This window comes from Microbacterium sp. EG9, from assembly GCF_059759475.1.
In genome coordinates this window covers 3,130,451-3,152,863 of sequence record NZ_CM186217.1, presented here as the reverse complement: position 1 = coordinate 3,152,863, position 22,413 = coordinate 3,130,451, and the positions used below count along the sequence as shown (strand labels likewise).

The following is a 22,413-nucleotide window of genomic DNA, read 5'->3' as shown; positions in this document are numbered from 1 at the left end:
GGAGGAGACCCCATGGCGACCGCCAGTGTCCGACTGTTCGACTGCACCCCCGACGACGTGTTCGCCGTGCTGGGCGACGGCTGGGTGTATCCGGCCTGGGTGGTGGGCGCCTCGCGCATGCGCGCCGTCGACCCCGAGTGGCCCGCGGAGGGCGCCCACATCCACCACTCCCTGGGCGCGTGGCCCGTGCTGGTCGACGACGACACGCAGATCGTCGAGTGGTCGCCCCCGCGGCGCCTGCGCCTGCGGGCCAAGGCGGGCCCGTTCGGACGCGCCGTCGTGGTCATCGAGGTGCGGCCCCGCGGGGAGGGCTGCGTCGTGCGTCTGGCGGAGGAGCCGGTCGGCGGCGCGGGACGTCTGCCCCGGTTCCTGTGGGCGCCGTTGCTGCACCTGCGCAACGAGGAGACGATCCGGAGGCTGCGCTACCTGTCGGAGGGCCGTCGTCGCGAACGCGACGCCGCGCAGACCTCCGCGCGACCGGCCGTGCCCGACCCGGCCGGCGGCACCCCCGATGCGGATGCCGTGGCCGACGCCGCCGAGGCGACGGATGCGCACGACGCGGCGGCGGGAGCGGCGTGACCGACGTCGAGGTGGTCGGCTCGGGACCCAACGGCCTCGCCGCGGCGGTCACGCTCGCGCGCGCCGGACTCTCGGTGCGGGTGTTCGAGCGGATGCCGCAGTGGGGCGGCGGTGCCCGCACGGCGGAGACCGTCGCCCCCGGTTTCCGGCACGACACGTGCTCGGCGGTGCATCCGCTGGCGGTGGCATCCCCCTTCTTCCGCGCGTTCGGCCTCGCCCGGCGCATCCCGTTCGTCACCCCGGAGATCTCGTTCGCCCACCCGCTCGGCGCGGCGGACGGGGGGTCCGGGATCGCCTACCGCGACCTCGACCGGACGGTGGCGGAGCTCGGACGCGACGGCGCCGCGTATCGACGGCTCCTCGGCCCGCTCGCCGCCCGCGCACGCGAAGTCGCGCGGTTCACGGGATCACCGCTGCTGCGCGTGCCGCCGCATCCCGTCGTCGCCGCGCGGTTCGGGATGCGGGCGCTGCAGCAGGGCAGCCCCCTCTGGAATGCGGGCTTCGCGGAGCGGGTGGCACCGGCGATGATGACGGGTGTCGCGGCGCACGCGATCGCCCCGCAGCCCAGTCCGGTCGCGGCGGCCGCGGGTCTCGCCCTGCAGGCGCATGCGCATGCCGCCGGATGGCCCCTTCCGATCGGCGGCTCCCAGGCGATCTCCGATGCCCTCGCCGACGATCTCCGCGCGCACGGCGGTGAGATCGTCACCGATCACGAGGTGACCTCGCTCGACGAGCTCACCGCGGCGGCGATCGTGCTCGACGTGACCCCGCGCGCGCTGATCCGACTCGCCGGGCACCGGATGCCGGCCGGCTACCGGAGCCGTCTGGAGCGCTTCCGGTACGGCAGCGGGTCGGCGAAGGTGCAGTTCGCGCTGTCGGGGCCCGTCCCCTGGGCCGACGAGCGCATCGCGCGCGCCGGCACCGTGCACATCGGCGGCACGCGCGAGCGCATCGCCGCGGGAGAGCGGGAGGTGCTGGCGGGGCGGCACGCGGCATCCCCGTACGTGCTCGTGGCGCAGCCGTCGGTGTTCGACTCCACCCGCGCCCCGGCCGGGCAGCACGCGCTCTGGGCGTACACCCACGTCCCGACGGGTTCGACGGTGGATCAGACGGAGGCCGTCACTCGCGCGATCGAAGAGGTGGCCCCCGGGTTCCGCGACGTCATCCTCGCCACGCGCGGCACGACCGCCGCCGAGCTCGCTCTCGACAACCCCAACTACGTGGGCGGCGACATCGCCGCCGGCGCCGCGACGCTCCCGCAATTGCTGGCCCGCCCCGTCCTGAGCGCGGACCCGTGGCGGACGCCGCTGCCCGGCGTGTACCTCTGCGGAGCCTCCACCGTGCCGGGCCCGGGCGTCCACGGCCAGTCGGGATGGTTCGCGGCCCGCAGCGTGCTGCGCCACGAGTTCGGCATCGCGCGGACACCGTCCCTCGCCCCCTGACCGCGCCGGGGCGCGGGCGGGGAGGATGTCGGGGCCGGGCCGGTCACCCCCCAGTTCCGCGCCCGGCTCCCGACCCTTCGAGTGTGACGCGTCGGGAGGCCGCCGCGTCGTCCGTCCACAGGTGCGGATCGGAGATCTCCGATCCCCCGGGTTGTGGAGGAGGGTGCGCGCCGTCGGCGGGTGCTCAGCCGCCGGCGCCGGGGGGCGTCCGGCGGGCGGCGTCGAGCTCGTCGACGTACAGCGAGCGCTCGTCGATCGTGCCGTTGCGGTAGGCCTGACGGCCGACCATGTGCGCCGACAACGGCGCGGTCGCCAGCTGCATCATCACGATGGGCACGAGGAAGGCGATGACGGGCCACGACCGCAGCGACAACGCGATCGCGAGGCAGATGAGGATGAGACCCAGCACCTGGGGCTTGGTGGCGGCGTGCAGCCGGGTGGGCACGTCGTGGAAGCGCAGAAGCCCGATCGCGGCGGTGATGCAGAGCAGCCCGCCGATCAGCACGAGCACGAGGGCGGCGGTGTCGAGGATCTCGTTCATCGGTCGGTGTTGTCCCTCCGCGCGACGAAACGGGCCACCGCGATCGAGCCGAACACGCCCACCGCCGCGATGATGAGCAGCGCCGGCAGCGAGCGGGTGTGATGGTTGATGACCATGTCGGCGCCGAGCGCGCACATCACCAGGGTCAGCAGCACGTCGGATGCCACGGCGCGGTCGAGGATCGACGGCCCGACGATGATCCGCCACAGCGTCAGGAGCCCGGCGATCGCGAAGACGACGTAGACGGCGACGATCAGGACGTTCATCGGCCCGCCCCCCCTTCGCGCGGGCTCTGGGCACCCGCGGTGCGGATGGCGGCGAGCTGGGCGCGCGATCCCACGGCGCGGACGATACGCGACTCCCAGCCCTGCACCGCGCGGCGCTGGTTCTCCACGTCGCGGTCCGACGAGACGCCGATGACGTGCAGGTAGAGGATGCGACGGTCACGATCGACGTCGACGATGAGCGACCCCGGGATCAGCGAGGCGGTCACGCCGACGTGCGCCATGATCAGGTCGTCATCGGTGCGCAGCGGCACGGCGATGACCGCCGTGCCCGGGTAGCGCCGTGGGTTCAGCGTCTGCCAGGCGACCAGCAGCGAGCCGCGGATCAGCGCCAGGAAGAACATCACGACGAACACGGCCCCGTACCAGATGTTGACGCGGCCCGAGAGCTCGACGGGGGGAAGGCGGAAGACGCGGGTGACCACGATCGCGACGATCAGCCCCGTGACGGCGGCGAGCACCGTGAACTGTCCCCACAGCAGCATCCAGAGGGCGACGAGCCAGACGAAGAAGGGGAGCTGGCGCCACACGGCGGACGCGACCGAGGTGGACGGGCTCACGATCCGCCTCCTTCATCGAGCTGCACGAGCGTCACCGGCGTCAGGAGGGCGTCGCCGATGCTCGCGCACAGCGCGTACAGCGGTCCCGCGAAGATCGTGAGGGCGACCGTGACGGCGACCATTCCCGCGGTCGTCGCCGTCATGATGCGCGGAATGACGCGCCGCGCGCCCTCGTCGTCGGCGGCCGGGGCATCGCCGAGGTAGGAGATGCGGTCGACGACGCCGGTCTCCTCGGTGTGGTCGTCGTCCTCGCGCCAGAAGGCGAGGTTCCAGGCGCGCATGAGGGTGTAGAGCGTGAGCAGCGAGGTGACGATGCCGCCGATGATCAGCACGTACATCAGGGGCGTTCCCACCTCGGCGGCGGCGTCGAAGAGCGCGAGCTTGCCGATGAATCCGGAGAACGGCGGCAGACCGCCCAGGTTGATGGCCGGGATGAAGTAGAGCACGGCGATCACCGGCGCGGCGCGCATCAGCCCCTTGACCTTGAGGATCGAGGTCGATCCGGCCCGCCGCTCGATCAGTCCCACCGCGAGGAACAGGGTGGTCTGCACGATGATGTGGTGGACCATGTAGTAGATGGTCGCGCCGAGGGCCAGCGGGGTGGCGATGGCCAGTCCGAAGACCAGGTAGCCGACGTGGCTGACGAGGGTGAACGACAGGATGCGCTTGAGCTCGGCCTGCGCCAACGCACCGAGCACGCCCACGATCATCGTGGCGAGCGCGACGATCAGCAGCAGGGTGTTGACGTCGTTGTCGCGGAAGATCTGCGTCTCGGTGCGGATCATCGCGTAGACGCCGACCTTGGTCAGCAGGCCCGCGAACACCGCGGTGACGGGGGCCGGAGCGGTCGGGTACGAGTCCGGAAGCCAGAACGACAGCGGGAAGACCGCGGCCTTGATGCTGAAGGCGAGCAGCAGCATCAGGTGCAGCACGAGCTGCGTCGAGTCGGGCAGCTCGGTCATGCGCTCGGCGAGCTGCGCGATGTTGACGGTGCCCAGCGCGCCGTAGATCGCGGCGATCGCGGCGAGGAAGAGGATCGACGACACCAGCGACACCACGATGTACACGACGCCGGCGCGGATGCGGGACTCGGTGGATCCGAGGGTGATGAGCACGTACGAGGCCACGAGCAGGATCTCGAAACCGACGTAGAGGTTGAACAGGTCGCCCGCGATGAACGCGTTGAAGATGCCCGCCGACAGGATCAGGTAGGAGGGGTGGAAGATCGTGACGGGGGTGTCGTCGTCGCCGTCGGCGGCGCCCTGCCCGACCGAGAAGAGGAGGACCGCGAGCAGCACGATGCTCGAGATGACGACGAGCAACGCGGCGAGACGGTCGACGTACAGCACGATGCCGAACGGGATCGGCCAGCCGCCCACCGACACGGCGATCGCCTGCCCCGACGAGTCGACGGTGTACAGGAGCACGGCGGCGATCGCCAGCACGAGCGTGAGGGTGACGACGGACACGCCGACCTGCACGCGGCGCTGACGACCGAAGACGAGCGCGATGCCGGCCCCGAGCAGGGGGAGGGCGACGAGGAGCGGGACGAGGGCGTTCACCGCGGCTCACCTCCCTCGTCGCGGCGACCTCGCGCGTCGCCGCGCGGGCGGTCCACAGGGGCGTCGTCGCGGATGCCGTCGAGATCGCGGTGGTGCAGGACGGTGATCGGCGCCGTGTCGGTGCCGATGAAGTCGGTCGTCGCGTCGTCGTCCTCGTCCTCGATCGAGGTCTCGTCGTCCATCTGGTCTTCCTCGACGGTGCCGCGATCACGCACGGCGATGTCCTCTTCGTCGTCGACGACGGTGTCGGCCTGGCCGAGCTGCCACGACCGGTAGATGAGCGCCAGCAGGAAGGCCGACACGGCGAAGGTGATGACGATGGCCGTCAGGGTGAGTGCCTGCGGCAGCGGATCGCTCATCTCCTCGACATCGCCCGACCCGAAGAAGGAGGCGACGCCGGGACGGCCCATCACGATGAGCAGGAAGAGGTTGGTCGCGTTGCCGAGCAGCAGGAACCCGATCAGCACGCGGGTGAGGCTGCGCTCCAGCATCGCGTACACGCCGCACGCGAAGAGCACCGCCATGATGATGACGAGCACCGCGGACACCGTCATGAAACCGTCACCCCCCGCTCGCGCAGCTCCTGCGTCTGGCGGTCGACCTCGCCGCCGAGCGAACGCAGCACGTCGAGCACGAGGCCGATGACGACCAGGTAGACACCGATGTCGAAGAGGGTGGAGGTGACGAACTCGATGTGGCCGATGACGGGGATCTCCGTCTCCCAGAACCAGCTGGTCAGCGGCGGCAGACCGAACAGCAGCGGCACGACGGCGCACGCGACGGCCAGCGTCATGCCGGCGCCGAGAAGCCGTCCCGCATCGGTCGGCGCGGCCGCGCCCAGCTCGTACCGGCCACCGGCGACGTAGCGCATGACCAGCGCCATGCCCGCGACGAGGCCGCCCGCGAACCCGCCGCCGGGGAGGTTGTGCCCGGCGAAGAGCAGATAGATCGAGACGACGATGATCGTGTGGAAGAGGATCCGGACGATGACCTCGAGCATGATCGACCGGTTCTCGGGGCGCACCTTCTGCCCGCCGACCAGCCAGGTCTGCCGTGTGCTGCCGGGAGCGCTCGCGCGCGGTCGGGGGCCCTCGTCGGTTTCGATGAGGGGTCGCCGGGTGCGCGTCGCGCCCGTGGGCAACGCCGAGATCGACCGCGAGATGAGATCCGAGCGGTGCGTGACGAACACGAGGGATGCCACGCCGGTCGCCGCCACGATGAGCACGGACAGCTCGCCCATGGTGTCCCAGCCGCGCAGGTCGACGAGCGCCACGTTGACGACGTTCTTGCCGTGGCCGAGCTCGTAGGCGAGCTCGGGGAAGCGCTCCGAGATGGGTGTCGCCACCCGGGCGCCGGTGGCCACCATCGCGACCATCGCCATCGTCGCCCCCACGGCGACCGCGAGGATCGCGCGCGCCAGCGGCAGCACCGACGCGTTGTGCTCGCCGAGTCGGGCGGGGATGCGGCGCAGCACCAGCGCGAAGGCCACGAGGGTGACCGTCTCGACGAGGATCTGCGTCAGGGCGAGGTCGGGGGCGCCGCTGGAGGCGAACAGCGCGATCATGCCGAGCCCGGTGGCTGAGACGAGCACGACGCCGGTGTAGCGCTTGCGTGCCCGGACGGCGAAGATCCCGGCGATGATCATGATCGGCGCGACGACCAGCTGCATGGGGGTCTGCCACGCGTCCAGCGAGATCTGCCACGACGGACTCGCCAGCAGGGCGGTGCCCTCGGCGGCGACGAACACGACGAAGATCGTGCCCACGTACACCGGCAGCGACCCGCGCTGGGTGAACGTGGTGGTCCACACCGCCAGGCGCGCGATGACGCGCAGGGATGCGTTGTAGACGTCGGCCGCGGTGAAGGGCAGGATGCGGCGCGGGACGAGTCCGGTGCGCTGGGCCAGCCAGAACAGCACGGCACCGAGGGCGATGCTGCCGAGCGAGAGGAAGAGCGCGGGCTCCCATCCGTGCCAGAGCGCGAGGTGGTACGGGTACCCGTTCTCCCCGCCGGCGGCCGGAAGGGTGTCGGCGTAGCCGGAGAACGCGGCGTCGAGCAGCGGCGCGGCGAAGCCCGCGACGACGGTGAGTGCCGACAGCAGCACCGGCGCGGCGAGGAATCCCATCGGCGGGTCGGGCCACACCGTGACCGGCAGCGGCGTGCCGGCGGCATCCTTCTTCGTCCAGAACGCGCCCCACACGAACCGCAGGCCGTACGCCGTCGTCAGCACCGAGCCGAGCACGATCCCGATGAGCGGGATGAGGGCTTCCGGGCGCGACCCGCCTTCGAGCAGCGAGGTGAGCACGGCCTCCTTCGCCACGAACCCGACCGTGGGTGCCAGCCCCACCATCGAGGCGATCGCGATGATCGAGAAGACGGCCAGCGTCGGGGCCTGGCGGCCGACCCCGGACAACTCGCCGATGTCACGCGTGGAGAGCTGCCGGTCGATCACGCCCACGACCAGGAACAGCGACGACTTGAACAGCGCGTGGCCGATCAGCAGCGCGAGACCGGCGAGCGCCGAATTGCGCTCCCCGTAGCCGAGGACGACGGTGAGCATGCCCAGCTGGCTGACGGTGCCGAACGCGAGGATGCGCTTGAGGTCCGACTCGCGCAACGCCTGGAGGCCGCCGAGCAGCATCGTGAACAGGCCCAGGCTGATCACGATCGGACGCCAGAACTCGCTGTGCGCGAAGGCCGGAGCGAGGCGGGCGATGAGGTAGATGCCCGCCTTCACCATCGCGGCCGCGTGCAGGTAGGCGCTCACCGGCGTCGGCGCCGCCATGGCGCCGGGGAGCCAGAAGTGGAAGGGGAAGATGGCCGACTTGCTGAGTGCGCCGACCAGCAGCAGCACGATCGCCACGTTCAGCAGACCTTCGCTGCCGGGCCTCAGTGTCGCGGTGCCGCCGACGATGGCGGCCAGGCTGTTGGTGCCGTAGATCACCGCCATCATGACCGCGCCGACGAACATGACGAGACCGCCGAGCGTCGTCACGAGCAGCGCCTGCAGCGCGGCACGGCGGCTCGCGCCACGCGCGTGGTAGAAGCCGATGAGGAGGTAGGACAGGATGCTGGTGATCTCCCAGAGCATCACGAGCACGATGATGTCGTCGGTCAGGACGAGGCCGTACATCGCTCCCGCGAAGCCGAGGAGGACGGCGGCGAACAGGCCGACGCCCTGCTTCTTGCCGTCGAAGTACCAGCGGCAGTAGATCAGCACGAGGGCCCCGACGCCGGTGACGATGAGCGTCATGAGCCAGCCCAGCGTGTCCATCCGCATCGACAGATCGATCCCGAGCTGCGGGATCCACGACACCGATTCCGTCGGCACCCGACCGGCGATGACTTCGGGGGTCATGAGCAGCGCGTGGACGAAGGCCACGACCGGCAGGACCGCCGCGACGAGGAACGCCCGTGGGCCGATGCGACCGAACAGCCATGGCAGCGACAGCGGAACGACCGCGAACGCAGCCAGGAGCACGAGCAATCTGGCCTCCTGACAGGTCGCGGGGGTCGGATTCCCAGTCTACCCGGGCGTGCGGGCCTAGCCGACCCGCGCGGTGGTGTTGCCGAGGCGGAAGGTGGAGATCAGATCGACGGATGCGGGCTCCCGCCCGTCGAGCATGGCGGCGATCGCGGCGCCTGCGGCGCGGCCCTTGTCGGTCGCGGGCTGCACGAGAGTCGTCAGCTCGTAGGGGGCAAGGCCGTCCACGGGCACCCCGTCGAAACCGGTGACGCTGACGTCTTCGGGAACGCGCAGCCCCGCGTCCTCGGCCGCGCGGATGACGCCCGCGGCGAGCAGGTCGCTCTGCGCGATCACGGCCGTGGGACGCGTCCGCGGGTCGGCGAAGAGCACCCGCCCCGCCGCGAACCCGTCGTCGATCGAGCTGCCCCCCGTCGCGAGCGCGGGCGCGTCGGGGAAGACGTCGCGTGCGCCCTGCAGGCGATCGCGGGTGACGTCGACGGTGATGTCGGCGTCGGGCGAGATCCAGCCGACGGTGCCCGCGGCATCCTGCCAGAGGGTGACGATCGCCACGCGCGTGTGACCGAGGTCGCGGATGTGCTCGGCCGCCCGGCGCTCCGCCTCGCGGTTGTCGAGGGCGATGCGCGGGATGCCCTCGCCCGCGTCGCCCTCCACCACGACCACGGGGATGCCGCGCGCCAGCACGATCGGCAACGACTCCCGCAGCGACCCGTCGCATCCGATCAGGACGGCCGCGTCGATCGATGCCGTCGTGAGGGTGGGGGCGTTCTCGATGTCGAGCTCCGCGTCTCGGCGCAGCAGCAGCAGGCCGGCACCGAGCGGAGCGACCGCCTCCGCCAGACCGTCCATGAGCAGACGCTGCACGGGGTCGACGAACATGAAGTTGAGCGACGAGCCGACCACGACGGCGACGATGCCGCTGCGACCCAGTCGCAGCGACGCCGCGCGCGGATCGGGACCCGTGTAGCCGAGCGAGGCGGCCGCGTCCATGACGCGCAGCCGAGTGGTGTCGGAGACCGGTGTCTTGCCGCTGAAGACGACGGACGCCGTCGACGGCGACACGCCCGCGACCCGAGCGACGTCGGCGATGGTGGCGCGGCGGTTCGTCACTCCCCGATGGTAACTCGCGTCAGATGCGATCCGAAACGATTCGTCGAATCGTTTCGGCGGGGGTCGAATCGATTCGCTAAGGTGAAGTGTGATCACCAGAACCACGCTCGATCGTCGCGGACTCGTCCGATGGCGCACCGCGATCTTCACCCTGTTCCTCCTGAGCGGAGTGACGTTCGCGTCGTGGGCGTCGCGCTTGCCGGCCGTCAAGCAGAACCTGGGCATCGACGACTTCGAGGTCGGCATCCTGCTCTTCGCGATGGGCGCGGGCTCGCTCCTGGGAGTGATGTCCGCGAACGTCATCGTGGTGCGGTGGGGAGCCAAGCGAGGGCTGTCGGTCACGATCGTCGGCGTCGCCGTCGGCCTCTTCCTCGCCGCCCTCGGCGTCGATGCGCTCTCCTCCTACGCTGTCGCCGTCGCGGGCCTCGCCATCCTCGGGCTGTGCTTCGGCGCGACCGACGTCATGATGAACGTCGAAGCGGCCGCCGTCGAGCAGGCCTTCGAGCGGACACTGATGCCGCTGTTCCACGCGTTCTTCAGCCTCGGCACGGTCGCCGGGGCCGGTGTCGGCGTCGCGATGGCGGCGTGGGGCGTCGGAGCCTCCTGGCACCTCGGCACGGTCGCCGTGGTCTGGCTGATCGTGACCGCCAACGCGTTGCGCGCGATCCCCGCGCAGGCGCTCGCGGTCGTCGACTCCGAGGCGGAGGCCCCGTCGCGGGGCGCGCGGTTGCACGCGGCCCTGGAGGTGTGGCGCGACCCGCGCACCTACGCCATCGGCGCCATCATCCTCGGCATGGCCTTCGCCGAAGGCAGCGCCAACGACTGGCTGACCATCGCCGTGGTCGACGGCCACGGCGAGTCGGAGGCGATCGGCGCGATCTTCCTCACCGTGTTCTCCGTGTCGATGACCGTCTTCCGCGCCGCCGGCGGCCCGCTCGTCGACCGCATCGGACGCGTGTGGACCCTCCGCGCCCTCTCGATCGCGGCGGGCCTCGGCCTGATCGTGTTCATCCTCGCGCCCAACCTCCCGCTCGCCTTCGTGGGTGTCGCGCTGTGGGGCGCCGGCGCCTCGCTCGGCTTCCCGCTCGGCATGTCGGCGGCGGCGGACGACCCCCGCAAGGCCGCCGCGTCGGTGTCGGCCGCGGCGACGATCGGCTACGTCGCCTTCCTGTGCGGGCCGCCCGTCCTGGGTTGGGTCAGCCACCAGATCGGCATCCTGAACACCCTCTGGATCATCGTGGCGCTCATCGCGATGAGCGGCTTCGCCTCCGAAGCGGCCAAGCCCATCGCCGGCTCGAAGGTCGGCGTCGGCCACCACTGACTCGCGCGTCCGAGGGCGGATGCCGCCTCCCGGACCCGTGGATGAGTGAACGGATGCCGGAGGGTCGCGAGACGATCGAGGTATGACGGACGTCGCGCCCGGGGCGTCATGGAGGCCGGCAGCGGTGGCCGGTCCGTGGCCGCGCTGGCGGGTCTCGTCGACGAGACCGACACCGGCGACACTTCAGGCGTGGGAGTCGGGGCGGATCACGCGCGGCCATGTCCGCGTGATCGTCGACGCCGGTGGGCTCGTCCCCGTCGAGCGGCGAGCCGCGTTCGAGGCGGATGCGATCCGGTTGTGCGAGGGCGACACGCCGAACCGGGTGCGCGCCGCGGTGGAGATCCTGGCGGAGCGGACCACGGAGCGATCCTTCACCGAGCGGCATCGTGAGGCTGCGGCGTGCCGCCGTGTCCGGGTGATCCCCCGCGCGGACGGCATGTCCGATCTGGTCGCGACGCTGCCTACCGCGAAGACACGCCCGTTCCCTCTGTGGGATTCGTCACGAGTACTTCACCACCCGATCCCGATCGCTCCCCGCGGGGGTCTCCCCCACCGTTCTGACGGTCACCCAGCGATGCCCCGGTGCTACCCCGGCGATGATCGCGCCCCCGGAGACTGCGAGACTGGACGGGTGCGTCTCATCATCGCCCGCTGCTCCGTCGACTACTCCGGACGGCTGAACACCCATCTTCCGCTCGCCACGCGTCTCATCATGATCAAGGCCGACGGGACGGTCGCGTTCCATCGAGACATCCAACACGCCCCCCTCAACTGGATGAGCCCGCCCTGCACGCTCACCGTCGAGGTGCCGGATGCCGAGTCGATCGCCGCCGGCGTGCAGGAGCACTGGCGGGTGACGCACGCGAAGACCGGCGACGCCCTGCTGGTGCGCATCTACGAGGTGCTGCACGACTCCTCGCACGAGCTGGGCGTCGACCCCGGACTGCAGAAGGACGGCGTCGAGGCCGACCTGCAGCGTCTGCTGGCCGAGCAGGTCGAGGTCATCGGCGACGGGCTCACCCTCGTGCGTCGCGAGTTCCCGACGGCGATCGGACCCGTCGACCTCCTGCTGCGCAACCCCGCGGGCGGCACGATCGCCGTCGAGGTGAAGCGGCGCGGCGACATCGACGGCGTGGAGCAGCTCACCCGCTACCTCGACCTGTTGAACCGCGACCCGCACCTCGCACCGGTGGCGGGCGTGTTCGCGGCGCAGGAGATCAAGCCGCAGGCCAAGACGCTCGCCGGCGACCGCGGCATCCGTTGCGTCACCCTCGACTACGAGGGCATGAAGGGCATCGAGTCAGGCGCGCCGCGGCTGTTCTGACGCCGGCATCCGCACCCGCGGGACCGCGGTCTGCGTCGGCGCTCCCGCTCGTTAGGCTGAGGGCATGGCGTTGAGATCTCCGTGGACCTGTGTGCTGTGGGACGTCGACGGGACTCTCGTCGACGCCTCCGACGGGATCCTGCGTCGTCTGACCACCGCGCTGGAGCACTTCGGCAAGCCCGCGCCGACGCGCGAGGAGCTCGTCCACTGGATCGGTCCGCCGATGTTCGAATCGTTCCAGACGAACGTGGGGATGTCGCCCGCCGAGGCCACCGAGGCGGTCGCCTTCTACCGCACCCTCGGGAAGGCCGACGGCTACACGAGCGGAGCGCGGCTCTACCCCGGGGTCGCCGACATCATCGCCGAGCTGGACGACGCGGGCGTCGCTCAGGCCACGGCGAGCTCGAAGCCGGAGGTGCAGGTGGTCGCCCTCATGGAGCACTTCGACCTGGCCCCGCACCTGCAGGCGATGGCCGGATCGACGCCCGATGAGAAGACCCTCGCGTCGAAGTCGGACATCGTCGCCGAGGCACTGCGGCGCCTGCGCGCCGCGGGAGCCGACACGAGCCGGCCCGTCCTGATCGGCGACCGACACCACGATGTCGACGGCGGTGCGGCACAGGGAGTGCCGGTGATCTTCGTGCGATGGGGATTCAGCTGGCCGCACGAGGCGGACGGCGCTGCGGCGGCCGTCGACGACGCCGCGCAGTTGCGCGCGCTTCTCCTCATCGACGACGCGGCATCCGCTCCCGCGGATTGACGTCGACCGCGTGGGCGATCCATGACCCGACGCGGAACCGTCACCACGGGGGCGGGCTCACGCGCCGAAGGAGCCGCCGCCGCACCGTGACGGTGGGCGACGGCTCACGCCGACGTGAAAACGGCCCGCTCGGAAGCGGGCCGTTCAACTCACAGGGGGCGGATGTTCTCCGCCTGCAGGCCCTTGGGGCCCTGGGCGATCTCGAACTCGACGCGCTGGTTCTCCTCGAGCGAGCGGTAACCGCCCGACTGGATGGCGGAGTAGTGGGCGAAGACGTCAGCGCCGCCCTCATCGGGAGCGATGAACCCGAAGCCCTTCTCCGAGTTGAACCACTTGACGGTACCGCTGGTGCTCATGAACTGCCTTACTGACGTGCGACGACGACGCGACTGCGCCGACGGGGTCCACGCTAACGGTCGGCATCCTCGCGCGCAGTACCAGATGAGACAAGGTGACACAAACGTTGCAAGAACTCCGCCGAAAGTGGCAACGCGGCCGCCCCGGCGCAGGGGTCCTCGGGGTGTTTCCGGGCGCAGGCGGACGTACACTCTTCCCAGCGATGTCCCCGAAACTCTCGCCCATCGATCACAGCGATCTGACCAGCGGCGTCAGCCTCAGCGATGAGGTCTACGCCCGCATCGGCGCGGCGATCCTCGACGGCACCCTCGCGCCCGGCGAGCGCCTGCGCGACGTCGACATCGCGACGCAGTTGGGCATCTCCCGCACCCCGGTGCGGGAGGCGCTGCAGCGGCTCGAGCGATTCGGCCTCGTGGAGGTCGCCGTCGGCCGCTACACCCGCGTCTCCGTCCCGGACGACCGCGTGCGCCGTGAGACCGGGGTCTTCACGGCCTACCTCATGGGCAACGCCGTCCGTCTCGCGCTCAGCGCCGCAACGGACGAGGAGCTGGCCGTGATCGTCGCGACAGCGGATGCCGTCGTCGACAGCGCCCGCGCGGAGGACGTCGCCCTCCTCTTCGCGAAGTGCACCGAGATGTTCGAGCTGGTGACCCGCGCCACGCACAACTCGGTGTTCATCGGCGTCGTGCGCGAAGCCGCGCTCGCCATCGAACGGAACCTGCGGGGGTGGGAGCCCTTCCTCGCCGACACGGTCCGACGCGTGGACCTCTTCGTGCGGCTGCGCGCACAGATGCACGCCCGCGACGGCGCCGGGGCGGAGCAGAGCCTGCGGGAGCTGCACGGCGTCGCCTGATTCGGGCCGACCCGACTCGCCGGCATCCGCGAGACGTCGCGAGACGGCCTGTCGCATCATCCATTTGAATGAAAGACGCCCACGGGTCCCGGCGGCGGGATGCCGAGGCGCGCGGCCTCGGATCCGCATGATCACGCGGATCCGAGGCACCGTGAGGCCCTCAGAGGCACCGCCGCCGGCTGTCGACGTGGGCGGAGAGCGCCACCCACGGCGCGCACAATGTGCTCGCCGATACAGGACTTCGCCCGAGGAGACGCCGTGGACGCCGCACATGCTGCCTTCGCCCGCGCGGACGCGTTGTTCTACGACAAGCCGGGCCGACGCGACACGGACTCGTCGGCACGGTTCGAGGTGCCGGACTCCCGGGACTGGACCCTGTGGACCCGCGTCGACGACGACCACTGGACCCACTGGCTGCCGCGCACGGCGGGCCTTCCCGACCAGGGCTGGAAGATCCACGTCAGCGTCGTGCCCGCCACCGCCGCGGCGACCCTCGATGCGGTCGCGGCCTTCTGCCACCATCATCTCCTCGCCTTCAAGCACGTGCGCAGCCGCCTGCACCTCGGCTTCAGCCTCGCCAAGGACGCGGATCGTGGCGCGGCGGGAAAGTTCATCACCGTCTATCCGCCCGACGATCACCGCCTCCGCGTGGCGCTCGAAGGTCTCGATGCGCTCATCGGCGGATGCCCGGGGCCCTACATCCTCTCCGACGTGCGCTGGCGGCAGGGCCCGCTGTTCGTCCGCTACGGCGCGTTCCTCACCCAGACCGTCGTCCACGAGGGCCGCTCGGTGCCCGCGCTGCGCGATCTGCGCACCGGCGAGCTCGTGCCCGACGTGCGGGCGCCGTCCTTCCACTGTCCCGACTGGGTGCGCCCGCCGGCGTTCCTGCAGGAGGAGATCGACGCCCTCGGCGACATGACGCCGCCGCCCGGGTTCCCGCGGATCACGGCCGCGCTGCACCACTCCAACGCGGGCGGCGTCTACGCCGCGATGATCGACGATCGGCCGGTCGTCCTGAAGGAGGCCCGGCCCCACAGCGGGTGGACCCCCGACGGCCGCGACGCGGTGGACCGCCTCGTCGACGAGGAGCGCACGCTCGCGCGCATCCCGGACTCGGTCTCGGCGCCGCGTTCCGTAGGAGTGCTCCGGGCGCACGGCCATCGTTTCCTCGCGCTCGAGCACGTCGCCGGGTCGTCGTTGATGGATGCCGTGGTGTTGCGCAACCCGCTGACGGATCGCACGAGCACCCCCGCGGACATCGCGTCGTATCGCGAGTGGGCGCTCGGCGTGGGCGGGGAGCTCCGGCGGCAGGTGCGCCGACTCCACGCCTCCGGGCTGACCCACGGCGACCTGCATCCGCGCAACGTGCTCGTCACCGACGACGGGGCCGTGTCTCTGCTCGACTTCGAGATGTCGCTTCCGGTGTCGGCACGCGCCGGTGCGCCGGTGGGCGCACCGGGTTTCGTCGCCCCCGGGTCGCCCTCGCCGCGGGCGCGGGACGAGTACGCGCTCGCGTGCGTCGAGCTGTTCATGTTCCTGCCCCTCACCGCGCTGCTGCCGTTGGACGCCGACAAGGCGCACCAGCTGCTGCGCACGGCGAGCGAGCACTTCGACCTCGACGATCGGTGGGTGGCCGACCGGGCCCGCGTGCTCGAGCGCGCGACGCGTGGGCGCGGCCGGCGGCGCGCACGACCGGATGCGCCGCGGGCGACGATGGACGAGATCGCGCACACCCTCTCCCGCGACGGCGTCCCCGACCGCGACGACCGGCTGTGGCCCGGCGATCCCCGCCAGTTCGAGGAGCCACCGTATGCGCTCGGCTTCGGCGCCCTCGGGGTGGGGGCCGCGCTGGCCGCTGCCGGGGTCGCGCTCAGCGAGGCACAGCGCGACTGGGTCCGCGACGCCCTCTCGGGCGACCTGTCGCGTGAGCCCATCGGACTGATGAACGGCCTGGCCGGTGCAGTGTGGGGATGCCGCGCCGTCGGCATGCCGGACGTCGCCGACCACCTCCTCGACGAGATCGTCCGCCGCGACTGGCGCGAGCTCGACGCGACGCTGTACTCCGGCATCCCGGGCGTCGCCCTGACCTTGCTCGCCGATGCCGACGAGCACCCGCGGTGGGGCGTCGCGGCGAGCGCGATGGGGCGGATGCTGCGCGACCGTCTCGACGCCGCCCCGCGTCGCGACCGCGTCGCGACGAGCCGCGGCGGACTGTTCGCGGGCGCGACCGGGACGGCGCTCCTCGCTCTTCGGCTGTACGAGACCTACGGAGACCGCGCCCACCTCGACCTCGCCGCGCGCGCTCTCGACGTCGACCTCGCCACCCTCACCGCGGCGCCGGACGGCGGGCTGCACGTGAATGAGGGCTGGCGGCTCATCCCCTACCTCGGCTACGGGTCCGCGGGCATCGGGCTGGTCCTCGCGCAGTTCCTCGACGTGACTCCGGGAACGGACCGGCACCATCGCGCCCTCGACGGCATCCTCGCAGCCGCGACGGGTCCGTTCAGCGTGCAGGCCGGACTGCTCCACGGTCGCGCGGGGCTCATCCACGTGCTCGCGGAGGCGGAGCGGCTCGGTTTCGGGTCGGTCGACGCCCGCCGGGCGCGCGAGCGGCACGTGGCCGCCCTCGACCTGCACACCGTGCGCGGAGCCGGCGCGGGCGAGGTGCGCTTCGCGGGTGACGGTCTGATGCGGGCCTCGTGCGATCTCGCGTCCGGAGCCGCGGGCGTCCTCGTCGCGCTCACGAGTCACACCGCGGCCGGAGAAGGTGTGGGGACACTCCCGGGGGCCCTCGGATTCCTCGGGCCGTTCGGATCACGCGCACGGCGTGATCCCCGACGAGGGAAGGGAGGTGAGAGGGATGGGGTTCCTTCTCTCCCTGCAGGCGCTGGAGGGCGAACACGGTGACGGTCATGGTGCCGTCGGCGTCAGTCACGTCAGCAGTGCGTGCAACAGCAGCTTCTCCAGCGTCTGCTGAGCACAGAGCGCTCCCGTACTGTCGTGACATGACGAGTCACGATCCCGCCGGGGCGTCGGCGCTGCTGACGCCCCGGCGCTACGACATCCTCGGCTCCCGTCGCACCGCGGTGCTCTTCTCGGTCACGGTGTTCGTCACGACGCTCATCCAGGTGCTCTCCAACCCGGTCTCGCTCCTGATGGAGGGCTACATGTCCTGGGAGCTGCCGCTTCCGGAGTGGGCGGTGATGACGGTCATCGTCGCCGGATGCGCCGTGCAGTCGGTGGCCCTCGTATGGGCCGAGCGGATGCCGCACCAGGCGGTGCTGATCACGGTGGCCACCTACCTGCTGATCGCCGTCGGGCTGCAGATCCCGTCGTGGCTGTCGGCCATGTACCTCGTGATCTCGGCCGCCCTCTTCCTCCTGGCCACCCGACTCAGCGCCCTCGCCACCGTGCTGTGGACATCGGGGGTGATCGCCGCGGTCGTGATCGCCCTCTTCCTCGCACTGCTCAGTTGGGGACGCAGCGTCGGTGAGGCGCAGGCGTACGTGCTGCGCGAGTCGGCGGGATTCACGATGCCGGCGATCGCCGTCGCGGCGCTGGGCCTGTGGTGGGGGACGCAGGCGCGACGCGTGGAGCGCGCGAGCGAGGAGGCCGCCCTGGCGAAGCAGGAGCACGATCGGCGTATCGAAGAGGCGCAGCGCGCGGAGCGGGCACGCATCGCGCAGGAGCTGCACGACGTCGCCGGCCAGCACCTCGCCGGCCTCATCACGCTCGCCGAGGCGGCGGCGACCCTCGTCGACACCCAGCCCCAGCGGGCGATGGAGCTGGTGGCGTCGGTGAAGAACGAAGGCAGGTTCGCGGCCGCGAGCGTCACCGGTGCGCTCTCCGATCTGCGCGCGACCGGCGCCGAGCCGCCGTCGAAGACCGCCGACCTGCGGCGCGCGTGGGAGCTCGCCGAGTACTGGGACCGGATCGGGATGTCGGTCGAGGTGGACGTCGTCGGTTCCCTCGACGACCTTCCGGTCGTCGTCTCCAGCACCGCGTACCGCGCGCTCCAGGAGGCGCTGACGAACGTCGCGAAGCACGCCGCGGGTGCGCCCGTGCGGGTCCGGATCCGCGTCGACGCCTTCCTCGACATGGTCATCGAGAACGACGCGGACGGCGGACGGGTCAAGCCGGCCTCCGACGTCGGCCTCGGGTGGGGGTTGGCGTCGATGCACGAGAGGACGCTCCTGCTGCGCGGCACCCTCACGGCGGGCCCCGTCGCCGGAGGCGGGTGGCGTGTGCACCTGCGGGTGCCGCTGAACGAGGAGGCGCTCGTGAGGGATCGACGATGACCGCGGCCCCCGCCCGCATCCGCGTGCTCATCGCCGACGACAACCGAGCGGTGCGACTGGGCATGCGGCTGCAGCTCGACAGCGTCCCCGACATCCTCGTCGTCGGGGAAGCGGCCAACGGCGCCGACGCGCTCACCGCCGCGCGCACCGAGCGGCCGGACGTGGTCCTGATGGACCTGCAGATGCCCGGCGTCGACGGCATCGAGGCGACCCGTCAGCTCACCGCACCGGATGCCGAGCACCCGGCGGCCGTCGTGGTGATGACGAGCTTCGCCGTCGACGGATACGTGCGCGACGCGCTGGATGCCGGCGCGGCGGGCTACCTGCTCAAGACGCACGACTCGCACTACCTCGTCGACGCGATCCGCGCGGCGGCGCGTGGGGAGGCCGTGGTCTCGCCCCGGATGATGGCCCCCGTCCTCAAGGAGTTCGTGCGCCGCGGGCGTCCCGCGTCGGGCGACGCGCTCCCCTCGTCGCTGTCGCCCGCCGAGCGCCGTGTGGTCTCGATCCTCGCGAGCGGGGTGACGAGCAACGAGGACATCGCGGCGCATCTGAAGGTCTCGGCGCACACGGTGCGGTCGCAGTTGCAATCCGCCATGCGCAAGACCGGCGTCGCCGACCGCACGCAGCTCGCGCTGTGGGCGGTGCGCCGCGGCCTGGAGCGGGACGACGTCTGAGCACCGGCGTGGGTCAGGGCGACGTAACCTCCACCGCGTGGGTCACAACACTGCTGCTGAACCGGTGCGAAGACGAGTCGGGGAGGAGGAGAGTACTACCTCCCCTCCTCCCCGGTTCGGGCCGTAGTGGCCCCACCGGCGTTCGCCGGTGACGCGCCGCCCCCCAGCGGCGCTGCCTGTGGATGCCGCAGACGGTGCGGATCGAGAAGGAAGACGACGATCAGCACCAGGGCGGATGCAACGGCGAAGCCGATGCCGTACCCGGTTTTGAGCACCATCGCGACCGTTCCCATGTACGGAACGTGGAAGACATAGAGGCCGGCAGTGTCAACGGCGTACGGCTCAGGATCGTCAGTGGCGTTCGCGTCGCCGCGAAGCGTGACATCGACCGTGGTGCCGTCTACGTCATGGACGGACGTCACACGATGAGTGATGAGTCCGAGCCCACGAGGGCGCTCGAGCGTTGCGATGTCGCCGACGGCGAGCTCGGCTGCCGGAACCGTCCGTGAGAAGACGACTGACCCGACCGGGAGAGTCGGCTCCATGCTGCCGGAGAGCACGATGAGCGGCCGCACTCCGAACGCGAACGACACCCCGAAGACGAGCACGCACACGATCCCGAGCACCGCCGCGGAGGTGAGGATCACCGAGCGCAGCAGGCTCCACGCGAACCAGAGCCGGGACGAGTGGCCCGACAACGACCTCCCGCGTCGGGATCGCCTCGTCGTCATCGACGCTGTCATGGCTTGCGCGAAGCGGCATCGAACTGGACAGCCAGCGCCGACTGCCCGCCGTTGAGGCTTTCGACCCCTGCCACGTCGAGGTAGCGGATCGTGAGAGTGATGATGTCGGAGCTCGCAGTGGCACCCGGAGTGTAGGCGTCGCCTGCAACGAGCGGCTGCTCGCCTCGTGCCGACAGGGTTCCCAGACTGGCGTGAGCGTCTGCCAGTGCAGCATCCGAGAAGAGCACGCTCCCGTCCGCCCTCGATGCCGTGAACCGGAGATACGGCGTGATGTTCGGCACGGATGGCGACACCGCGCCCGTCCCATCGCGGGCCACCAGGGTGACGACCGTGTCCGCGTCCAGGTCTGTGGTGTTGTTGAAGACCGGGATCTGCGTGACGACGGTGCGGCCGGGAACGAGGGTCTCTGCGTCTGTCACGGGCCAGGAGTAGCCGGCCGGCGCATCGGCCTGCTCGACCGTGCCGTCGGGCAGAACGATCCCGATGTCGAAATGCCCCTGATAGCCGACCCCGGCGTCTCCCGCGAGATTCATGTTCGCCTGGTCCGTATAGGCCGCTGAGGTCGCCGCTGCGGTGACGACCACCGCGCCGACCACAGCGATCGCGCCGGCAGCGACGGCGAGCGCGAAACGCCTGGTTGTACGTCGGGGCGCGCGGTCTCGAGCACGAATACGCATGTCGCGTTCTCCCTTACTGCGCGATCATCGAAAGGTCCCAGGAGACCTTGCGGTTGGTGGTGGTGCCGACGCTGGGCAGACCGATCGCGCCCTGTGGGTTGTATCCGCGACCCCAGAACGTACCGTCGCCACGCTGCCAGATGTAGTAGCCCTGCCCGGCGGCGAACTGGCGCACGTCGTCGTCGACCTTCGTCGGGGCCTGGGGCAGCTGACCATAGTCATCGCTGGCCCCGTAACCCCACAACGAGCCGTCGTTCTTGGCCATGACGACCCCCGTCAGGCCGAACTGCATCGAGGTGATGCCGCTCAGAGTGGTGACGAGCGCGGGCGTACCGGGGGTGCCGGATCGGTTGCCGATGCGCGTCGCAGACCCGCCCCAGCTGAGGAAGGTTCCATCAGACAGGAGCGCTCCTCCCATGGAGATGCCCCCGTCGACGGCGACGATGTGCGGCTGCCCGGTCGCGACGGTGGAGGCGAACCAGGGCGACAGTGATGTGAGCTTCACCGCCGTGGTCCCGCTGGAGTAGCCGGTCGGGGTACTGGAGGTGCCGCCCCACGCGTAGACGTCGCCGTTCTCCAAGATCACGAAGAAGTTCGTGTACGCGCCCTTGATGTAGACGGGTCGATTGCCGGCGACGGTGGGGTCGGGCAGTCCGGTGAGCTTCTGCGCACCCGAGACGGTCGAGCCGCCGTATGCACTGGATCCCCACTTGTACACCTCCCCCGTGTTCGTGATCGCCGCGCCGGCCATCTCTGTGGACGCGATCGTCAGAGCTCCGGTCAGGAGCGGCCCCGTGCCGTTCCATGCGGTGCCGATGCGGATCTGTCGGGGTTGATTGGCCGATGAGGATGCGCTCGTCCCATTGCGGCTGTTGTAGGCTCCCCAGCCGTATACGGTCCCGTCCGCCGCCAGCGCGTTGGCGTCGTAGATCATGCCGGAGATCTGCTTGATGCCGTCGGGAAGCGGGACGGCCTGAGGCGCGCGGTCGCCGAGGAGAGGTGAGGTCGAACCCGAGATCTCCGACGAGCCTCCGAACCATCCCCAGACGTACACGCGGCCGTCGTTGCCGAGCGCGATGCCGGTGTCGACCATGCGCGCGTTCCTCGCGAGCCCCGGCCGGAAGGGCGCCGACGCCTCAGCGGCGATCGAGTCCGTGCGCGCGTGAGCGACATCCTGGTAGGCGGCACTCGTCCCCGCGACGCCGGCGAGGAGGCCGACAGCGGCGAGTCCGGCGGCCAGGGCGAGCAGGCGACGGTTCGTCTTACGCATCAGTGCGGGCCTTTCGTCGAGTGAGTAGCAAGACACCGAGGGTGAGAAGAGCGCCACCCAGAAGCAGGAACACGATCGGTGCCGTCCCACCGGTCTGCGCGAGGGGCGTCCGTGGATCGACCGCAACGAACTCGAACACGAGCTCGCCGCTGAGCCCCTGGTAGGAGTTGTCCGCCGAGCGCGGGAGGCTGGCGGTACCGGAGAGCGCATACGTCGCGCCTGCGGGCAACGAGGGCAGGACGATCAGCTGGCCGATGAGATCCCCCGCCGCCAACGGGCCGACCACGATGCCACCTGTCGCGTCGCGAACGGTGACCTCCAGTGGTGTCGCACCGACGAAAAGCGGTACGCGCTCGCCGCTGACCCGCAGCGAGAGAGGCACAGCGACGGAGGTGACGTTGGTCACGGTCATCGTCCAGTCCATGGCATGGCCGGGCGCAGGAGTATCGATCCCGATCGTCGTGGGTGCCGCATCTATGAGATCGTCCTGGGCGGCAGCCGGAGCGGCGGCCGTCCATACGGTGAGAGCCGCCAGTAGGACAGCGGTCCTCCATGTACGGAGGCGGGAGAT

Annotated in this window: 21 protein-coding genes; 9 read left to right on the top strand and 12 right to left on the bottom strand. The window is 70.9% G+C overall.

The window, feature by feature from the left end; all coding sequences use genetic code 11:
* Positions 1-12 precede the first annotated feature (12 nt).
* Positions 13-579 carry an SRPBCC family protein gene (locus tag AC6CQV_RS14850; protein ID WP_101307074.1) on the top strand — a complete coding sequence of 189 codons (567 nt, stop codon included), beginning with the start codon at positions 13-15 and terminating at the stop codon, positions 577-579.
* On the top strand, positions 576-2,021 hold the full coding sequence (locus tag AC6CQV_RS14845; protein ID WP_498259865.1) for a phytoene desaturase family protein: 1,446 nt from the start codon (positions 576-578) through the stop codon (positions 2,019-2,021). The genes AC6CQV_RS14850 and AC6CQV_RS14845 overlap by 4 nt, the downstream gene beginning before the upstream one ends.
* A 184-nt stretch (positions 2,022-2,205) precedes the next feature.
* Here the strand turns inward: AC6CQV_RS14845 and mnhG are convergent, their stop codons facing one another.
* From mnhG to AC6CQV_RS14810, 7 genes are read right to left on the bottom strand one after another with little or no spacing between them, the layout of a single operon-like run.
* Positions 2,206-2,562 (bottom strand): monovalent cation/H(+) antiporter subunit G, encoded by a 357-nt coding sequence (gene mnhG, locus AC6CQV_RS14840; protein ID WP_060959635.1) that lies wholly within the window; start codon positions 2,560-2,562, stop codon positions 2,206-2,208.
* Complete coding sequence (locus AC6CQV_RS14835) at positions 2,559-2,828, bottom strand: MrpF/PhaF family protein (RefSeq protein WP_060959634.1); 270 nt, start codon at positions 2,826-2,828, stop codon at positions 2,559-2,561. Before AC6CQV_RS14835 ends, mnhG begins: the two co-directional genes overlap by 4 nt.
* A complete protein-coding gene (locus AC6CQV_RS14830) occupies positions 2,825-3,406 on the bottom strand; it encodes a Na+/H+ antiporter subunit E (protein ID WP_060959633.1) in 582 nt (193 codons plus the stop codon). The genes AC6CQV_RS14835 and AC6CQV_RS14830 overlap by 4 nt, the downstream gene beginning before the upstream one ends.
* Positions 3,403-4,968, bottom strand: a complete 1,566-nt coding sequence (locus tag AC6CQV_RS14825; protein ID WP_060959632.1) for a Na+/H+ antiporter subunit D — start codon at positions 4,966-4,968, stop codon at positions 3,403-3,405. The genes AC6CQV_RS14830 and AC6CQV_RS14825 overlap by 4 nt, the downstream gene beginning before the upstream one ends.
* Positions 4,965-5,522 (bottom strand): Na(+)/H(+) antiporter subunit C, encoded by a 558-nt coding sequence (locus AC6CQV_RS14820; RefSeq protein WP_061782378.1) that lies wholly within the window; start codon positions 5,520-5,522, stop codon positions 4,965-4,967. The genes AC6CQV_RS14825 and AC6CQV_RS14820 overlap by 4 nt, the downstream gene beginning before the upstream one ends.
* Positions 5,519-8,455, bottom strand: coding sequence for a Na+/H+ antiporter subunit A (locus tag AC6CQV_RS14815; RefSeq protein ID WP_101307076.1), 2,937 nt, complete (start codon positions 8,453-8,455; stop codon positions 5,519-5,521). The genes AC6CQV_RS14820 and AC6CQV_RS14815 overlap by 4 nt, the downstream gene beginning before the upstream one ends.
* A 57-nt stretch (positions 8,456-8,512) precedes the next feature.
* On the bottom strand, positions 8,513-9,562 hold the full coding sequence (locus AC6CQV_RS14810) for a LacI family DNA-binding transcriptional regulator (RefSeq protein WP_498259864.1): 1,050 nt from the start codon (positions 9,560-9,562) through the stop codon (positions 8,513-8,515).
* An 88-nt stretch (positions 9,563-9,650) separates the two neighbouring features.
* Between AC6CQV_RS14810 and AC6CQV_RS14805 the strand changes: the two genes are divergently transcribed.
* The 3 genes from AC6CQV_RS14805 to AC6CQV_RS14795 all read left to right on the top strand — a co-directional run bounded on the left by AC6CQV_RS14805 (position 9,651) and on the right by AC6CQV_RS14795 (position 12,967).
* Positions 9,651-10,883, top strand: a complete 1,233-nt coding sequence (locus AC6CQV_RS14805) for an MFS transporter (protein WP_498259863.1) — start codon at positions 9,651-9,653, stop codon at positions 10,881-10,883.
* Positions 10,884-11,514: 631 nt separating this feature from the next.
* Positions 11,515-12,207 (top strand): endonuclease NucS, encoded by a 693-nt coding sequence (gene nucS, locus AC6CQV_RS14800; protein ID WP_101307077.1) that lies wholly within the window; start codon positions 11,515-11,517, stop codon positions 12,205-12,207.
* Between the two features lie 64 nt (positions 12,208-12,271).
* The gene (locus tag AC6CQV_RS14795) at positions 12,272-12,967 is read left to right on the top strand and encodes an HAD hydrolase-like protein (RefSeq protein WP_498259862.1); all 696 of its coding nucleotides are present in this window, start codon (positions 12,272-12,274) and stop codon (positions 12,965-12,967) included.
* Positions 12,968-13,116: 149 nt separating this feature from the next.
* Here the strand turns inward: AC6CQV_RS14795 and AC6CQV_RS14790 are convergent, their stop codons facing one another.
* Positions 13,117-13,323 carry a cold-shock protein gene (locus AC6CQV_RS14790; protein ID WP_028496198.1) on the bottom strand — a complete coding sequence of 69 codons (207 nt, stop codon included), beginning with the start codon at positions 13,321-13,323 and terminating at the stop codon, positions 13,117-13,119.
* Positions 13,324-13,526: 203 nt separating this feature from the next.
* Here AC6CQV_RS14790 and AC6CQV_RS14785 point away from each other — a divergent pair, with 203 nt between their 5' ends.
* The 4 genes from AC6CQV_RS14785 (at position 13,527) to AC6CQV_RS14770 (ending at position 19,152) form a co-directional block, all read left to right on the top strand.
* Entirely contained in the window at positions 13,527-14,177 is a 651-nt protein-coding gene (locus AC6CQV_RS14785; protein WP_060959625.1) for a GntR family transcriptional regulator, read from the top strand.
* 258 nt (positions 14,178-14,435) lie between these two features.
* On the top strand, positions 14,436-17,084 hold the full coding sequence (gene lanKC, locus AC6CQV_RS14780; RefSeq protein ID WP_498259861.1) for a class III lanthionine synthetase LanKC: 2,649 nt from the start codon (positions 14,436-14,438) through the stop codon (positions 17,082-17,084).
* Positions 17,085-17,182: 98 nt separating this feature from the next.
* Positions 17,183-18,475, top strand: coding sequence for a sensor histidine kinase (locus AC6CQV_RS14775; protein WP_060959623.1), 1,293 nt, complete (start codon positions 17,183-17,185; stop codon positions 18,473-18,475).
* A complete protein-coding gene (locus AC6CQV_RS14770) occupies positions 18,472-19,152 on the top strand; it encodes a response regulator transcription factor (RefSeq protein ID WP_101307081.1) in 681 nt (226 codons plus the stop codon). The genes AC6CQV_RS14775 and AC6CQV_RS14770 overlap by 4 nt, the downstream gene beginning before the upstream one ends.
* A gap of 95 nt (positions 19,153-19,247) precedes the next feature.
* On the opposite strand, the gene AC6CQV_RS14765 is transcribed toward AC6CQV_RS14770, so the two are convergent.
* From AC6CQV_RS14765 to AC6CQV_RS14750, 4 genes are all read right to left on the bottom strand, one after another.
* Positions 19,248-19,799 carry a signal peptidase I gene (locus AC6CQV_RS14765; RefSeq protein WP_234057963.1) on the bottom strand — a complete coding sequence of 184 codons (552 nt, stop codon included), beginning with the start codon at positions 19,797-19,799 and terminating at the stop codon, positions 19,248-19,250.
* Positions 19,800-19,891: 92 nt separating this feature from the next.
* Entirely contained in the window at positions 19,892-20,572 is a 681-nt protein-coding gene (locus AC6CQV_RS14760) for a hypothetical protein (protein WP_498259860.1), read from the bottom strand.
* A 13-nt stretch (positions 20,573-20,585) separates the two neighbouring features.
* Positions 20,586-21,842, bottom strand: coding sequence for an RCC1 domain-containing protein (locus AC6CQV_RS14755; RefSeq protein WP_101307084.1), 1,257 nt, complete (start codon positions 21,840-21,842; stop codon positions 20,586-20,588).
* Entirely contained in the window at positions 21,835-22,248 is a 414-nt protein-coding gene (locus AC6CQV_RS14750) for an LPXTG cell wall anchor domain-containing protein (RefSeq protein ID WP_157831659.1), read from the bottom strand. The genes AC6CQV_RS14755 and AC6CQV_RS14750 overlap by 8 nt, the downstream gene beginning before the upstream one ends.
* Positions 22,249-22,413 lie beyond the last annotated feature (165 nt).

What these genes read in the sequence shown, in the direction of transcription:
- AC6CQV_RS14850 (WP_101307074.1), top strand. Translation starts at nt 13, where the DNA reads ATGGCGACCGCCAGTGTCCGACTGTTCGACTGCACCCCCGACGACGTG.
- mnhG (WP_060959635.1), bottom strand. Translation starts at nt 2,562, where the DNA reads ATGAACGAGATCCTCGACACCGCCGCCCTCGTGCTCGTGCTGATCGGC.
- AC6CQV_RS14835 (WP_060959634.1), bottom strand. Translation starts at nt 2,828, where the DNA reads ATGAACGTCCTGATCGTCGCCGTCTACGTCGTCTTCGCGATCGCCGGG.
- AC6CQV_RS14820 (WP_061782378.1), bottom strand. Translation starts at nt 5,522, where the DNA reads ATGACGGTGTCCGCGGTGCTCGTCATCATCATGGCGGTGCTCTTCGCG.
- AC6CQV_RS14795 (WP_498259862.1), top strand. Translation starts at nt 12,272, where the DNA reads ATGGCGTTGAGATCTCCGTGGACCTGTGTGCTGTGGGACGTCGACGGG.
- AC6CQV_RS14790 (WP_028496198.1), bottom strand. Translation starts at nt 13,323, where the DNA reads ATGAGCACCAGCGGTACCGTCAAGTGGTTCAACTCGGAGAAGGGCTTC.
- AC6CQV_RS14785 (WP_060959625.1), top strand. Translation starts at nt 13,527, where the DNA reads ATGTCCCCGAAACTCTCGCCCATCGATCACAGCGATCTGACCAGCGGC.
- AC6CQV_RS14775 (WP_060959623.1), top strand. Translation starts at nt 17,183, where the DNA reads ATGACGAGTCACGATCCCGCCGGGGCGTCGGCGCTGCTGACGCCCCGG.
- AC6CQV_RS14770 (WP_101307081.1), top strand. Translation starts at nt 18,472, where the DNA reads ATGACCGCGGCCCCCGCCCGCATCCGCGTGCTCATCGCCGACGACAAC.
- AC6CQV_RS14760 (WP_498259860.1), bottom strand. Translation starts at nt 20,572, where the DNA reads ATGCGTATTCGTGCTCGAGACCGCGCGCCCCGACGTACAACCAGGCGT.
- AC6CQV_RS14755 (WP_101307084.1), bottom strand. Translation starts at nt 21,842, where the DNA reads ATGCGTAAGACGAACCGTCGCCTGCTCGCCCTGGCCGCCGGACTCGCC.